Origin of the sequence: uncultured Brachyspira sp., from assembly GCF_910578695.1 — a bacterium.
Taxonomy (GTDB): domain Bacteria; phylum Spirochaetota; class Brachyspiria; order Brachyspirales; family Brachyspiraceae; genus Brachyspira.
The window spans coordinates 1-15,345 of record NZ_CAJTQJ010000053.1 but is presented as its reverse complement, the minus strand read 5'-3'; the positions used below and the strand labels follow the sequence as shown (position 1 = coordinate 15,345).

13 protein-coding genes are annotated in these 15,345 nt (G+C 26.8%); 4 read left to right on the top strand and 9 right to left on the bottom strand.

What is annotated here, in order from left to right; translation table 11 throughout:
- Positions 1-77: 77 nt before the first annotated feature.
- The 5 genes from QZ288_RS10950 to QZ288_RS10930 all read right to left on the bottom strand — a co-directional run bounded on the left by QZ288_RS10950 (position 78) and on the right by QZ288_RS10930 (position 5,873).
- Positions 78-1,688, bottom strand: a complete 1,611-nt coding sequence (locus QZ288_RS10950) for a peptide ABC transporter substrate-binding protein (RefSeq protein WP_295158810.1) — start codon at positions 1,686-1,688, stop codon at positions 78-80.
- Between the two features lie 98 nt (positions 1,689-1,786).
- A complete protein-coding gene (bioA, locus tag QZ288_RS10945) occupies positions 1,787-3,133 on the bottom strand; it encodes an adenosylmethionine--8-amino-7-oxononanoate transaminase (RefSeq protein WP_295158809.1) in 1,347 nt (448 codons plus the stop codon).
- Between the two features lie 12 nt (positions 3,134-3,145).
- A complete protein-coding gene (gene bioD / locus QZ288_RS10940; RefSeq protein ID WP_295158808.1) occupies positions 3,146-3,817 on the bottom strand; it encodes a dethiobiotin synthase in 672 nt (223 codons plus the stop codon).
- A gap of 47 nt (positions 3,818-3,864) precedes the next feature.
- Complete coding sequence (gene bioB / locus QZ288_RS10935; protein WP_295158806.1) at positions 3,865-4,866, bottom strand: biotin synthase BioB; 1,002 nt, start codon at positions 4,864-4,866, stop codon at positions 3,865-3,867.
- A complete protein-coding gene (locus QZ288_RS10930; protein ID WP_295158804.1) occupies positions 4,866-5,873 on the bottom strand; it encodes a biotin--[acetyl-CoA-carboxylase] ligase in 1,008 nt (335 codons plus the stop codon). Before QZ288_RS10930 ends, bioB begins: the two co-directional genes overlap by 1 nt.
- Before the next feature lie 426 nt (positions 5,874-6,299).
- Here QZ288_RS10930 and QZ288_RS10925 point away from each other — a divergent pair, with 426 nt between their 5' ends.
- Positions 6,300-6,767: an Hsp20/alpha crystallin family protein gene (locus QZ288_RS10925; protein ID WP_295158802.1), complete on the top strand. Its 468-nt coding sequence runs from the start codon at positions 6,300-6,302 to the stop codon at positions 6,765-6,767.
- Between the two features lie 63 nt (positions 6,768-6,830).
- Positions 6,831-7,232 carry an Hsp20/alpha crystallin family protein gene (locus QZ288_RS10920; protein WP_295158800.1) on the top strand — a complete coding sequence of 134 codons (402 nt, stop codon included), beginning with the start codon at positions 6,831-6,833 and terminating at the stop codon, positions 7,230-7,232.
- Positions 7,233-7,364: 132 nt separating this feature from the next.
- Here the strand turns inward: QZ288_RS10920 and QZ288_RS10915 are convergent, their stop codons facing one another.
- From QZ288_RS10915 to QZ288_RS10900, 4 genes are all read right to left on the bottom strand, one after another.
- Entirely contained in the window at positions 7,365-8,333 is a 969-nt protein-coding gene (locus QZ288_RS10915; protein ID WP_295158798.1) for a beta-ketoacyl-ACP synthase III, read from the bottom strand.
- A gap of 172 nt (positions 8,334-8,505) precedes the next feature.
- Positions 8,506-9,906, bottom strand: coding sequence for a DUF4026 domain-containing protein (locus QZ288_RS10910; protein ID WP_295158796.1), 1,401 nt, complete (start codon positions 9,904-9,906; stop codon positions 8,506-8,508).
- 99 nt (positions 9,907-10,005) lie between these two features.
- Positions 10,006-10,704 (bottom strand): SprT family zinc-dependent metalloprotease, encoded by a 699-nt coding sequence (locus QZ288_RS10905; protein WP_295158794.1) that lies wholly within the window; start codon positions 10,702-10,704, stop codon positions 10,006-10,008.
- A 43-nt stretch (positions 10,705-10,747) separates the two neighbouring features.
- Positions 10,748-13,927 carry an HsdR family type I site-specific deoxyribonuclease gene (locus QZ288_RS10900; RefSeq protein WP_295158792.1) on the bottom strand — a complete coding sequence of 1,060 codons (3,180 nt, stop codon included), beginning with the start codon at positions 13,925-13,927 and terminating at the stop codon, positions 10,748-10,750.
- Positions 13,928-14,242: 315 nt separating this feature from the next.
- Here QZ288_RS10900 and QZ288_RS10895 point away from each other — a divergent pair, with 315 nt between their 5' ends.
- Together QZ288_RS10895 and QZ288_RS10890 are read left to right on the top strand one after the other, a co-directional pair.
- A complete protein-coding gene (locus QZ288_RS10895) occupies positions 14,243-14,776 on the top strand; it encodes a hypothetical protein (RefSeq protein WP_295158790.1) in 534 nt (177 codons plus the stop codon).
- A complete protein-coding gene (locus QZ288_RS10890) occupies positions 14,733-15,008 on the top strand; it encodes a hypothetical protein (protein WP_295158788.1) in 276 nt (91 codons plus the stop codon). The genes QZ288_RS10895 and QZ288_RS10890 overlap by 44 nt, the downstream gene beginning before the upstream one ends.
- The last annotated feature ends 337 nt before the right edge of the window (positions 15,009-15,345 follow it).

Sequence of the window (15,345 nt, the reverse complement as noted above, 5' to 3'; positions counted from 1 at the left end):
ATTAGCTAATTTTTAGCGAGTTTATAGCTAGCAACAATAAAAATAATTTTTATTATAGATAGAAATACCATTATAAACTATTCTAAATAAGCATTAAAAAACCTGTATAATCCCTGAGAATCATATTCAGTATTTTTTAATCTCTCTGAAACAAGCAAAGCCTCAGAATAATAATATATAGGTATAATAGCATTATCATTCATAAAAATATTTTCTGCTGAATGAAGAGTATGCATTCTTATATCATTATTTTTATTTTCTGAAGCCTCATTGATATAATCATCAAATATATTATTTGAATATGAACCGTAATTATTAGGAGCATCGCTTTTAAAAATATTCAAAAAATTAATAGGATCATTATAATCTGCATACCATAAATAAACAGCCAAATCAAAATTTTTATCATACATATTCTGAAGATAAGAAGCCCATTCATTTTTAATTATTCTAATATCAATATTCAAAGCCTCTTTAAACATATTCTGCACAGCATCTGCAATATTAATATCAAATTCTCTTGTCGCTATAAGCAAATCAAGTACAGGAAAATTTTTACCGTTTTCATATCCTGCCTGAGATAATAATTTTCTAGCCTCTTTAATATCATCTTCATAATTATCTGTACCTATATGTCTTGTGACTTTATCCCTGAAATCTCCGTTTATATCATTAATACCATAAGGAATTAAACTTCCTGCAGGTCTTTCTCCGCATTTAGTAATTGATTTTACTATATAATCTCTGTCGATAGCTAAAGATAATGCTTTTCTTACTTTTTCATCTTTTAAAACTTCTTTATTTAAGTTATATCTGTAATAATATGATGCAGCAACTGGTACAATATGAACTATTCCTTTTTTCTTTAGATTTTCAATATCCTTTCTTGGAAAAGGTTTAGCGAAATGAATTGAACCATTAAGAACTCCTGCAAGCGAAGTATTAGGCTCTTCCATTAAAAGAAAAGTTAATTTATTAGGCTTTATATTTTCATTATTCCAATAATTAGTATTTCTTTCAAGTATTATATTTTTATCGAAATTTCTTTCAGTCATTTTAAAAGCACCGTTTCCTATATAAGTTTCAGGCTTTAATGTCCATTCATCGCCGTATTTATTTATAATATCTTCTCTCACAGGATAAAAAGGAGGATAAGCAGCAAGCTCCAAAAAGTATGCGGTAGGACTATTTAATTCTGCTTCAAATGTATAATCATCTATAGCCCTTACGCCAAGTTCTTCTATTTTTTTTTCACCGCTTATGACTTCTTTTGCATTCTTTATCACTTCAAAATAATAACTGTATTTATTGGCAGTTTTAGGATCAACAGCCCTCCTCCAAGTATAAACAAAATCATCTGCCTTAACTTCTTTTCCGTCGCTCCATTTAGCATTACTTCTTATATGAAAAGTATATATATTGCCTTCTTTATTAATATCCCAGCTTTCGGCAGTACCTCCTATTATTTTATTATTTTCATCTTTTTTTGTAAGCCCTTCAAATGCATGAAGAATATATATCATAGTAAGATTATCTGTATTTAATGTAGGATCAATTGTTAAAGGTTCAGGTGCCAGATTTATCACTATTTCATTATTTATTTTATTAATTTCTTTTTCTGAATTATTTGAACATGATATTATTAAGAGCATTAATAAATTTAAAATAATAATACTTCTATTTTTCATTTTTATTTTTACCTTTTTTCTTTTACTTTTCTTTACATTTTACTTTTTTTTATTTTACTTTTTAATTTTTGCATTTTTATTTTTTATAATAAAAAAACTTAATTATAAGGCAGTATATCATTTATAGAAGATACGCATAAATCAACAGCTCTTTCTATCTCCTCTTCATTTATTATCAAAGGCGGATTAAAGTAAATAACATTTCCTAAAGGTCTTAATAAAAGTCCTCTTTGAAGAGCTTTCTTATATATTTGATAACCCATTCTAAGTTTTGAATCGAATCCCTCTTTTGTATTTTTATTAATAACTAATTCCATAGCATTAATAAGCCCTATATTTCTAATCTCTCCTATATTTTTATGATTATCAAGTTTTTCTTTTAATTTATTATTCAAATACTTAGCTCTTATATTTGCTTTATTTATAATATCATCTTCTTTTAAAATTCTTTGTACGGATAAAGCAGCAGAACAGCCCAAAGGGTTACCGCTATAGGTATGACTATGCATAAAAGCCTTTCCCTCATTATAGTCAGCATAAAAAGCGTCATATATTTTATCTGTAGTGATTGTTATAGCCATAGGCATATATCCGCCTGTAAGCCCCTTTGAAATGCACATTATATCAGGACTTATATCAGCATAATCGCATGCAAACATCTTTCCTGTGCGTCCGAAATTTGTGGCTATTTCATCGGCTATAAAAATTACATTATATTTATTGCAAAGCTCTCTTAGCTTTTTTAAATAAAGCGGAGGGTATATTCTCATTCCTGCACTTGCCTGAAGCAAAGGCTCTATTATAACAGCACAAATCTCTTCTCCGTACATTTCAAATTTTCTCTCAGCATCTTCAAAGCATTCGCATATACATTTTTCTCTATTTTGATTATACTTACATCTGTAGCAGTCTGGTGCCTGTATATGTATAGTATCCATTAACATAGGCTTGTATATTTTTGCATATAAGTCTAAACTTCCAACAGATAATGCCCCAATAGTTTCGCCATGATAACCGTCAGTAAAGCATATAAATCTTGTTCTTTTAGTATTTCCTATTTGATGCTGATATTGAAATGCCATTTTTAAAGCAGCTTCCACAGATGAAGAACCATTATCTGAAAAATTAAATTTAGTAAGTCCTTTAGGAAGTGTATTTATAAGCTCTTCGCATAATTCAATAGCTCCTTTATGAGAAAAGTTTGCAAATATAACATGTTCTAATCTGTCAAGCTGTGCTTTTATACCTGCATTTATTTTTTCATTGCAATGCCCAAGCAGATTACACCACCAAGAGCTTACAATATCAATATATTCTTTTCCATTTTTATCATAAAGATATATTCCCTTGCCCCTATCTATTATTATAGGAGGAAGCTCTTCATAATCTTTCATCTGCGAACAAGGATGCCAAATATATTTTAAATCCTTTTCTTCTAATGTCATAAAAAATCCTTATTACTCAAAAATAGATTCTAAACTTTTAATACTGCTGTCTAATTTTAAAATGCCGTTTATTACCATACCTATAATTTTTATGCCTGTAATATTTTCTATCATTTTTTTATTATCTTTATGCATCGTATCTGAAGTTTTGAATCTGTTTAATATTATGCCGTTAATTTTTAAATTCCTGCTTCTCATATACTCTATAGTCAGAACTGTAGAATTAATAGTACCAAGCCCGGAATCTGCAATTATAATAGAAGGTATATTTAATTCTTTTATGATATCTTCCAAAAATATTTTATTATCTTCATCATATCTTATAGGGCATATTATGCCGCCGCTTCCTTCTACTACTATATAGTCATGTTTTTTAGATATATTTTCATAATCACTTTTTATTACTTTCATATCTGGAGGATTTCCCTCAATTTGTGCTGCTAAATGAGGTGAATAAGAATGCTTATAAGTATATGATACCATTTCATTATAAGAATCTGATAAGCCTGCTTTTTCTTTTAAAACCCAAGCATCGCTGTCTGTAATATTTCTGCTTCCGCTTAATGCTGCCTTATAATATCCTGCATCTATATTATTGTCTTTTAATTTTTTTACAATCAATGCTGATACATAAGTTTTTCCTATATCCGTTCCTGTTGCTGTTATGAAAATTGCTTTAGCCATAATAATTTTCTCATTTATTATTTTTTTATCAATAATTATTTTTTTAATTAATCTTCTGTTAATTGAATTTTATACCCCAATTCTTCAGCCATTTTTTTATCTGTTTCTATGGATATCCCTGCAGTTGTAAGCATATCTCCTGTTATAGCAGCATTTGCTCCTGATAAAAAACATGTTCTGCCTTTATCTTTTAAAAGTCCCCTTCCGCCTGCAAGCCTTATAAATGCTTTAGGATTAATAAATCTATAAACAGCAACTATTCTTCTCATATCATCTTCAGTAAGAGGAATAATATTTTCAAAAGGAGTATTTGCTATAGGATTAAGCATATTAACAGGAATAGACATTATTTTAAGCTCTCTCAATTCCAAAGCCATATCAATTCTATCCTCCCAAGTTTCGCCCATACCCATAATACCTCCGCTGCATACTGCCATTCCTGCTTTTTGAGCTGCTTTTATAGCATTAATCTTATCATCATAAGTATGAGTTGTGCATACTTGAGTAAAGAAATTTCTTGAGGCTTCTAAATTATTATGAACTCTTTTAAGCCCTGCATCTTTCATTTTTTTAAATCCCTCTTCATCAAGAAAACCCAAAGAGGCACATATATACCCTTCGGTTTCTTTATTAAGGGTTTCTAAAGCTTCATAAACTTTGTCTATTTCATCTTTATGCAATTCTCTTCCTGATGTTACTATAGAGTATCTTAAAACTCCTTTATCAAAATCACTTTTTCCCTGTTCTAATATTTTTTCTTTATCAAGTAAATTATACTCCTCGCAATTTGTATCATAATGAGAGGACTGAGCACAGAATTTACAGTTTTCAGAACATTTTCCGCTTTTGGCATTGATTATTGAACACATATCAAAAATATCTGAGCAGTAATATTTTCTTATATCATCAGCAGTACTGCATAAAGTATCTAATGGTGCTTCAATTAACTGCATTGCCTCATCTTTTGTTATATCATATCCTTTAATAATTTTTTGTTTTAATTCTTCAAGAAATACATTTTGTTTTATAGTAATATCTGCATTACTCATTATAACCCCCTGTAATTTATAGTTCCTGATATAATTCTCTCAACTTTACCGTCTTGAAACTCTATTATAAGTGCAAAAGTTTTGTCTATACCCAATACTTTTACTATATAATCTTTATTATCTATATTAATAGAAACTTTTTTTCCAATTAAAAATGAGCGTTTTATATATTCATCATAAAAAACAGCATTATTAAAATAATATTCATATATATTCTCTAATATTTTGGCTATTAAAATATTTCTTATATCAATATTATTTTCTATATCAGCGTCTTTTATATTATCTTCTGCGTTTATTGAAGAAGCTATATCATCAATTTCTTTAGGAAAGCCGTTTTTTGGAAAATTAACATTTATTCCTATTCCTATAACAGCATAATCTAATTTCCCGTCCTCAAAACTTAAAGCTCCTTCTGTAAGTATTCCGCATACTTTTTTATCATTAATAAATATATCATTCACCCATTTTATCTGAGTATCTTTATTTGAAATTTCTTCTATAGATTTTGATACCGCTACCGCTGCAGCTGCAGTTATTAAAGAACTTTTAAAAATTTTCTTCTCTTTTTTCATATTAAGTATTATACTCATATAAATACCTGTACCATAAGGCGAGAAAAAATATTTTCCGTTTCTTCCATATCCGTTTGTCTGTCCTTCGGCAAGAATTACTGTACAGCTTTCAGCTCCGTTAATTGCCATTTTTCTTGCTATAGTATTCGTAGATTCCACCGTTTTATACATCAAAAAATTAAACTTATCAGAATATTTATGCATATTATTTTTTATTATTTTTGATGATAAAATATCAGTTTCTTTTGAAAGTGCATATCCTTTATTTGACACAGAATGAATATTATATCCTTCATTTTTTAAATGCTTTACAGCTTTCCATACAGCAGTTCTGCTTACATTAAGCTCATTAGCCAATTTTTCACCTGATATGAATAATCCTTTATTTGATTCAAGTGCTGATATTATATTTTCTTTGATATTTCTGCTCATAATACTAATAATAACATAATAATCAGAATTGTCAACATTGAATTAATATTAAGTTTACAATTTTTAGATTAACAATTTGTTGTTATTGCCAGCTATAAAACAATTTTTATTAATATAAATATTATCTATATAAATAATAAATATGTATTAATATCTCATTTATAATTAATAAATTTTATATATAAGCGGATAAAATATGTACAATATACAAAAATAAATTGTATTAATATTATACTGTTTTTAAATTATTAATTATAAAAATATTAATTGAATAAGGATAAATGTATCATTTTAATACTATAAATAAAATTTAATTGGTACGATTATTGCATATATAGTGCTGTAAGCGATGATGACTTAATAAAAGCAAAATTAATCGCTGATAAATTAGAAATATAAAAGTTTATATAAAAAGGAGTTTTAATTATGACTAAAAGATTATTTTTTCCAGCTTTACATTCTATGTTAGATGATTTCAGAGCTTTTGATGAGGCATACAAAAATAATGAGAATAGAAAATTATCTCATTATAATATAGAAGAAGATGACAAAAACTATATGATAGAAATAGATATGCCGGGTGTGAGAAAGGAGGACTTAGAAATAGGCATAAAAGAAAATGTACTTCATATATATGCTGAACGCAAAAAATTGATTGCTGATACTTCAGAAAAAAATAAAGAATCAAATGAAGTAAATGAAGCGAATAATAATGAAGTAAATGAAGCAAACAATAATGAAATAGTTGTCTCTAAATATGAGCAGAGTTTCAGTATTAATACAAAAGGAATTGATGCTGAAAGTATAGAAGCTAATTTAAAAGACGGCGTTCTTAGAATAACTCTTCCTAAAAAAGAAGAAGTAAAATATGAGAAGAAAATAAATATAGCTTAATAATAAAATATAAAGGTTTATGAAAATTAAAATATAAAAATAATGGTTAAAGGAGATTTAAATATGTCAGGAAAATTATTTGTACCAGCTTTACATTCAATTTTATCAAATGCTAATGGATACAGTTTTTTAGGAAACTGCGATTCAAGTTATAATATAGAAGAAGATGACAAAAACTATATGATAGAAATAGATATGCCGGGCGTGAGAAAGGAGGATTTGGAAATAGGCATAAAAGACAATATACTTTCTATTTCTGCTAAAAGAAAAAGAACTGTTAAATCAGAAAATGGGGATTCAAAAGATGAAGTAGTTTCAAGCTATGAGCAGAGCTTTAATATCAGCACAAAAGGAATTGATATTGAAAATATATCTGCCAATTTGAATAATGGGGTTTTAATGGTTGCCCTCCCAAAGAAAGAAGAACTCAAATATGAAAGAAAGATAGAAATCAAAACTGCATAATAATGATTAAAAACCATATAAAAAGGCATAGGTATAATTTTACTTATGTCTTTTTTTATATATAAAAAGGACAGCATTAAAAAATACTATCCCTTATAAAAAACTGTAATATTTATGTAAAGTCTTATTTTATTACCAAATTATTAAAGTAGAGCCCCAAGTAAATCCTCCTCCGAATGCTGTTAATAAAACCAAATCTCCGTCATTTATTTTGTTATTATCCAAAGCATCAGTTAAAGCTAATCCGATACTTGTAGAAGAACAGTTGCCGAATTTATTAAGCACAACACTTACCTTTTCCATAGGAAGTCCTATTCTCTTAGCAACAGCCTGCATTATTCTTAAATTAGCCTGATGAGGCACAAAGTATTTTACATCGCTTAACTGTTTTCCGGAAGTTTCTAAAACTTTATCTATACTATTTGAAAACTCTATAACAGCCCTTTTAAAAGTTTCAGAACCGTCCATATGTATTTTAAACTCAGGAGCCTCCAAATCATCAGCTCTTATAGGGCAGGCACTTCCGCCATTAAGGACTATAGCCATATCAGGCTCGCTTTGCATGTGCATTCCTATTATGCCTTTTCCGTCATCTCTAGTTGTGATAAGAGAAGCAGTAGCCGCATCTCCGAATAAAATTGCAGTTCCTCTATCTTTCCAATTAATATCTTTAGTTAATTTTTCACTTGATACTATTAGTATATTTTTACATTGTCCGCTTTCTATCAAAGAAGTAGCTGTATTTAATGCATAAATATATCCTGAACAAGCAGCAGATAAATCCAAAGCAAAACAGTTCTTAAGTCCCAAAGTATTTTGAAGCTGTCCTGCCATAGAAGGAAATATATAATCTTTTGTTACAGTAGGAACTAATATTGCATCAACTTCTTTTAAATCTGCTCCCTTTTTCTCTAAGTTTCTAACAGCATTTAATCCCATTTCAAAAATAGTTTCATCTTTTCTAGCCATATGTCTAGTTTCTATACCTGTACGGGTTATTATCCATTCATTATTAGTATCTAATATGCTTTCAAAATATTTATTATCTAATATTTTTTCAGGTACATAGTAGGCTATGTTTTTTATATATGCTCTTTTCATACTATTCTCCGTTATTAATCTACTTAAATATAGAATTATCACTCAAAAAAGTTTACTAAAAATAATAAAAAAATCTATAGCTAATAATAACTATTTTTTAATAATTTAATATAAAATACAAAATTATTTTTATAAATAAATCAAATTTTATAATTATTATTTAATTAAAGCTTTATTCTTTAAACAAAAGGTAAATATTACTAGAATTATATTGATGTTCTTCTGTATATATTTTCCAATCGGTAAGTCTCTCTACGCTATGTAATCCTCTGTCGCCCTCATGCATATTCAAATTTTTATAAGGCTCATTAATCAAAGTAGCGTCAAAGTGTCCGTCTTCTGTAAAATCATGAACATCAAACCATAAATGCTCTAAATCATTATTATCATTTTCTGCTTCGCTGTATCCCAATTTTACCAAGAAAGCAGTTTTTTCATCGCCTTTATTTTCTTTAAATAATTCTAAAAAATATTCTAATTTTGCAAAAGCAGCTTCTCTCATAATAGAAGTTTCAAAATTACTCATCATAAACATAGGATTATCTGTAAGCTCATTTTGATAATAATCAAGAGTATGATAATTATTTTCTTTATCTACAGCAGCTAAAATTCCAGAAGGAGTATTATGCACTCCGTCATTTCTGTCTTTTATGCTTCCAGAAACATCATCATCTATATTGAGTTTTTTTAAAGCATCCTGCCAAGGAAGCCAGCATACATAAACCTGATAAGCAGGATTAAATTTAAAGCCCGCTTCAGGAACTCCTCTTTCTATAAAAAGTTTAGCACAAGTATTTAATAATTCACCATAATAAGCTCTTGCATCTTCAACTCCCACTATTTCCAATTCTATAGAGCCTACCCTATAAAGTCCGTGAGTATGAAACCAATATTCTATTTTATTCGGATCCTTATCATCATCATAAACTGCATGTATTGTAAATAGATAATCCAAAGAAGGAGGCAGATCAAAAGTAGAAGTATATGAAAGCCAATCTCCTGAATGAGCTGTATAGCATGACATATCTAAAAATATAGAGCATTCAGGAACTAAAGCATCTAAAAATTTTAATTGTCTTTGATAATCGGTGAGAGGAAAATTATCAAAAGTTGTAGTTACATGCAAAGCATATTTACATTCTAAAGCCTCGTTATAATCATCTTCTCTTACAGTATTAACAGAAAATATTTCAGGTACATTTTCAGTAACAGTTGAAGCTTCAACTAATGCCACATAAAAATTAAGCTCATCATTATTTTCATCTTCATTATGATTATGCACGCATCCGCATTCATCATGTTCGCAATGCTCGTCATATTCATTTTCAATTATCATAGGAAGATACTGAAGTTTTACCTGCACTTCCCATATTGATTTATCTCTTATATATTTAGTTTTATCTGTCTCATTAAATTCAAGTACAATATATTCATCTGATTCTGAGAGTATATCTCTAAACTCATCAATACTCATATTATGATCATATTCTTTGGTAGGTACAGCAGCCATCCATGACTCAAGTCTTTGTTCGCCGCTTGAAAATATATTATATAATTTTTCATTATAATCCATTATTTTTACCTCTGTTATTACTATTTATATTATAATATTAATTTTTGTAAACACTCTTTTTTAGTATAGTTTAATTTATATTTTTTTCAACTTTTTAATTTATAAATTATCAAAAAATGTATCCAAAATATTTTTTGATTTTTTCCATTCTGGCATATATAAACTTATTATATTATAGAATTTTCTGCTATGATTAGGCTCTAATAAATGAGCTAATTCATGTACTGTAATATATTCTAAAGCAGAAATAGGATATTTCATAAGTTCTAAATTAAATGTAATATTTTTTTTTATAGTATCGCAGGAACCCCATTTGCTTTTTAATTTTTTTACAGTAAATGAATTAACTTCTAAATTCATAATTGAACAGTACTTTTTTATTAATGAATCAAATAATTTTAATGCTTCTTTTTTATACCATATATCAAGAAGTATATGCTTTTTTCTTATATCGCTGTTTTTGTATTCCTCTTTATCTTTTATATTCACATACATATATATCATTCTGCCTGCAGGAATTATATTTTCTTTTTTACATTTTAATACTTTAAGCATATAGCTTCTGCCTAGATAAAAAATTTCATTTCCGCTTATTAATTCTTTTCTGCTTATATCAAAATTATTTTTCTTCTTTACAATTTCTTTTCTTTCTTCTATCCATTCTCTTCTTTTTTCTATAAGTTCGTATATATATTTTTTAGCTGCTCTTTTCGGTGCTGTAACATATATATTTAAATCAGGCTTTACTCTTATATAAATATTTTTGATTTTTTTGTATTTTATTATTATTTCGTTCATATATTATTTATTTTATTTATATATTATTTATTTTATTTATATATTATTTAATACTTTTATCGCTGTAATTTGAATATATATTTAATCCTATTTTAAGAAGTATTTGTAAAAATGATATCATTTCCTGATTATTATTGCTTAAGCTAAGTATTTTTTTATTATTTATATCCTGCCCAAGTTCAAATAATTTTGTATCTATATCGCCTTCTATATTATTTCTTATAGATGATATATTCTGCCAATCAGGAATTCTGCTGCTTGATTTAAATAACTCATCTACAAATAAAGAAAAATCTATTAATGTATCATCATTATCTATATATTTTTTGGAGTTATCATAAATTGATCTTGCACATCTATTATATCTTATACGCTCATCATATTTAAGATTTTCTTTTTCATTTTCACCTTTAATTGTTGAGGCTATTTCCATTGCTTCCAAAAGTTTTTCTTCTTCGCTTATTCTGTTATTTTGGTATTTAACTATTATAACTGATATTTTTTCTGAAAGTTTGCTGTACATTTCAGGATTTTCTTCCATTCTTTCTTTTATTACACTATTTGAGGCATTTAATACTGCATCTGCTTTATCTTCATTTAGATATGCTATTTCTTTTTCAAAGTCTGCATCAAATATGCTTGGTATTCTATTTAAAACTTTAACATCATTATCAGTACCTACAAACTCATCATAAAGTTTCTGCATTTTAGATTCATATTCTTTAAAGTCTACAGCTTCGTGATGAGTAATTCTTAAACGCTTTCTAAGTGCAATACATATTTTAAATAAATCTTTATATTTTTTAATTTCTTCATATTCAAAACTTTCTATAAAATACTCGCTGAACTGACATATATCTAATAGCTTTGAGTAATTTAAAAATAATTTATAAAAATTTTTTCTTTTATCTTCATCTTTTAAAATATTAGAGCATACATCATAAGCATTATTTAAAAGAAGTTCGGGCAGAAATTTAAGTAAATCATCATAAGCATTTTTAAAATCTTTTATTTTATCTTTTATATCAAATACTGCATCTTCAATATCTTCTAAATCATAATTTGCTAATTTATCATAAGTATTTAAAGCATTATCTAAATTTTTAAGAAGTCCTCTATAGTCTATTAATATTCCATTATCTTTTCCTGTATATGTTCTGTTTACTCTTGCTATAGCCTGAAGAAGACTATGATCTTTTAATTCTTTATCTATATATAAAACCTGAGCCCTAGGAGCATCAAAACCTGTAAGAAGCTTATCTACTACTATTAGTATATCTATGCTGCCTTTTTTAAAACTTTTTATAGTTTCTTCTATATATTTATTTTCATCATTTGAGTATTTACTGTAAAGCTCCTTCCATTTTTCAGATACATATTTTTTCTTCTCAGAACCATTTTTTTTATTATGCTCTTCTTTATCTTCTCCCTCATCTATCTGCGAAGATATAACTACTGCAGTTTCTAATTTATGATAAGAATCAAATATTTCTTTCATCTTCATAGCCTGATATTTACTTGAAACGGCAAGCATAGCATTAAACTCAGTATCTTCTAAATTCTTTTTATAATGCTTTGCTATATCATCGGCTAATACTATTAATCTCTGTTCGCTTTCTAATATTACTTTTTCAGTAACTTTTTTATTTTTTAAATCTTCTTTTTCTTTATCTGTTAAATCTTTTGTGATTAAATCATATCTGTAATCTATGCCTTTTTTATCATAAATTTTCTGTTCTATAAATCTGCTTTCATAATATAAAGGCACTATTACTTTATCTTTTAATGCATCTCTTATAGTATAAGAATCTATAAATCCGCCGAATTTTTCCGCAGTGCTTTTTTCAGATTTGTATAAAGGTGTGCCTGTAAAGCCTAAATAACATGCATTAGGAAAAACATTTCTCATCTTCATAGCAAAATTGCCGTACTGAGTTCTATGGCTTTCATCTACCAATATAAAAATATCCGATGAATCTATTACTACTTTTTTATCAAATACTTTTTCAAATTTATTGATTACTGTTGTTATTACGCTTTTACCGCTTTCTATTAATTTTATTAAGTTTGCACCAGTAGACGCTCTTGCTGCTGATATATCTGTATTTTTGAAAGTGCTGTGAATTTGCTCATCTAAATCTACTCTGTCGGTAACAACTACTATTTTTGAATTTTTTATTTTTCTTGATATTATTTTTGTAAGCATTGACATTGTAAGACTTTTGCCGCTTCCCTGAGTATGCCAAATTACTCCGCCTTGTCTTTTTCCTTTAACTATATTTTGTACTCTTTCCATAGTCTTTTTTACAGCGAAGTATTGATTATATCTTGCTGCTTTTTTTACAGTTCCGTCAAATATGATAAAATATTCTAAAATATCAAATAATCTTTCTTTTTGAAAGAGCGAATATAATGTTATATCTATTTCATTAATAGTCCTGTCTTTTACTATTTTTTTAAGCTCTTTTATTACTTTGCTTTCTTCTATTTTTTCTTTTTCAGCTCTTTCAGTATGCTTATTTCTTTTATTATCATTATTTTCTTTATCTTTCCATATATTATATAATTTTGCGGGAGTACCTGCTGTGCCGTATTTAACCATATCATCATTAGCACAAATTAATAATTGACTGAATTTAAATAACTGTCTTATTTCTTTTTCTTCCTGATTTCTAATCATTTGCTCTACTGCATTCTTTGAGTCTACACTTCCTTTTTTTAATTCGATTACAGCTATAGGTATGCCGTTAATGAATACAACTAAATCGGGTCTTCTTGTTTTTTCTTTTTCTTCTAATGAACTTCTATTTACTATGAATTCTTCTGTTATATGAAATATATTATTTTCTATATTATCAAAATCTATATATTTAATATTGAAGCTTTCCTGCTTATTTCCTATTTTTTCTTTATATGATTCGCCTTTTAATATTCTTTCGGTTATCTCTTCATTTGTAATTAAATATCCTTTTATAAGAGGAATATCTAAATCATCTGCCGCCTTTTTAATATTATCTATTGAAAAACTATTTTTTTTGCCGTCATACATAAAATAATTAATTTTTTTAAGCTGTTCTTCAAGAATATTTTTAAAAAGCACATTATTAGTATCATTATTTCTTTCTTTCAATGCATCTTCATAGCTGATATACTGATATCCCATACTTTTAAAAAGCTCTATTACTTTATTCTGTAATACTCTCTCGCTGTATTGTTCATTCATAAAAAAACTCCCATTATTTATTAAGTCAGCTATAAATATAATATTTTACTTTTTATTATACAATAAAGTGCTAAAATAAAAAGTATACAAATAATATAATAGCGAACTGAAAGCATATTACAGTATGCCTATAAAGACAGCAGAATAAAAAAAATAACTATAAAAAAAACAATCAAAAATTAAATATCATAAATAAATTTTATATAAAATCTTAAAATAATTTAGTTATAATGAATAAAGCAATAAAAAAATATAGTTGACAAAACTCTGCAAATATATATACTAATGTATATTTGTAGGAGGAGGTTATATTTTATGAAAATGATAGAAAAATTGGATATAACTTCTTATAATTTAAAAACAGAAAAAGAATTAAAAGATACTATTATGATTTTACAAGAACGTATAAAAGATCTTAATTATCATATAGGTGAAATCGAAACTGAAAATAATGACTTGAGAGAAAAAATAGAAAAATTTAATTTGAAAAAATGTAAATACCCTTTATATATTGTTTCTGATTTATTAAAAGATATGTATTTTTCAGAGCTATCTGATGAAAGTATATTAAAAGTTGCTCAGGACAATTCTCTTTTAGATAAAGAAGATTATGTTATAGGAATACCTATAGATAAAAATTCAAATAAAATTGCTTTTGCTTTTTCATTGCTTGGTGTTATGGAAATGATTCAATTACTTCAAAATACGATTAATGATAAAATGGATAATTTGATTTCAGTGTTTGATAAAAAACCTGATAATTTCGATGAAACAGTAAATAATATAGAAAAAGAGTTATTATCAGATGAATATTTATTACAGTCAAACTGCATCGCAGAAAAAAAATGATTTAGAAAATAATCATTATTTGAAAAAAGCTATAGAACGTCTTGAAAAAGCTATTCTAAATACTCCTAATATTATTTTTATAAAAGAAATACAAATAAAAGATTTAAAAATACCATTGTTTTATAGAAGCTGTCCGTCTTTTATTCCTGATTATGTAATATGTATGTATTTTATTGTTTTAAATGACCAAATACATATTAAAGATATTACCCACAGTAAAACATCTAAATAAATTTATAAATCTTATATTAAAATATAATTCCAAAAATAGAATGCAATACCATAATATTTTAATTGTTTTTTGTTTTACTTTTTTAGGCAAAAAAGAAGTCGGATTTTTAGTGAAGCGTATACAAGTTTATTGAGTATATAAGGTTCATTTTTTTGCCGAAACAAAAAATAACGAAAAAAAAGATTTTATATACTAAAAAGCATTCCTTAAACTAAGAAGCATAAAATAATAAATCAAATATTATAATGCAATCCCATAAATAAAAGAAAAACAAATACAATAAAAAAACTTCTTAGATTCTAATTTCCCCAGTAAGAAGCCTCTGCATAAGTCCTTT

Excerpts from the sequence above, each read along its gene's own strand:
- QZ288_RS10950 (WP_295158810.1), bottom strand. The coding sequence starts at position 1,688 with ATGAAAAATAGAAGTATTATTATTTTAAATTTATTAATGCTCTTAATA.
- bioA (WP_295158809.1), bottom strand. The coding sequence starts at position 3,133 with ATGACATTAGAAGAAAAGGATTTAAAATATATTTGGCATCCTTGTTCG.
- bioD (WP_295158808.1), bottom strand. The coding sequence starts at position 3,817 with ATGGCTAAAGCAATTTTCATAACAGCAACAGGAACGGATATAGGAAAA.
- bioB (WP_295158806.1), bottom strand. The coding sequence starts at position 4,866 with ATGAGTAATGCAGATATTACTATAAAACAAAATGTATTTCTTGAAGAA.
- QZ288_RS10930 (WP_295158804.1), bottom strand. The coding sequence starts at position 5,873 with ATGAGCAGAAATATCAAAGAAAATATAATATCAGCACTTGAATCAAAT.
- QZ288_RS10925 (WP_295158802.1), top strand. The coding sequence starts at position 6,300 with ATGACTAAAAGATTATTTTTTCCAGCTTTACATTCTATGTTAGATGAT.
- QZ288_RS10920 (WP_295158800.1), top strand. The coding sequence starts at position 6,831 with ATGTCAGGAAAATTATTTGTACCAGCTTTACATTCAATTTTATCAAAT.
- QZ288_RS10915 (WP_295158798.1), bottom strand. The coding sequence starts at position 8,333 with ATGAAAAGAGCATATATAAAAAACATAGCCTACTATGTACCTGAAAAA.
- QZ288_RS10910 (WP_295158796.1), bottom strand. The coding sequence starts at position 9,906 with ATGGATTATAATGAAAAATTATATAATATATTTTCAAGCGGCGAACAA.
- QZ288_RS10905 (WP_295158794.1), bottom strand. The coding sequence starts at position 10,704 with ATGAACGAAATAATAATAAAATACAAAAAAATCAAAAATATTTATATA.
- QZ288_RS10900 (WP_295158792.1), bottom strand. The coding sequence starts at position 13,927 with ATGAATGAACAATACAGCGAGAGAGTATTACAGAATAAAGTAATAGAG.
- QZ288_RS10895 (WP_295158790.1), top strand. The coding sequence starts at position 14,243 with ATGAAAATGATAGAAAAATTGGATATAACTTCTTATAATTTAAAAACA.
- QZ288_RS10890 (WP_295158788.1), top strand. The coding sequence starts at position 14,733 with ATGAATATTTATTACAGTCAAACTGCATCGCAGAAAAAAAATGATTTA.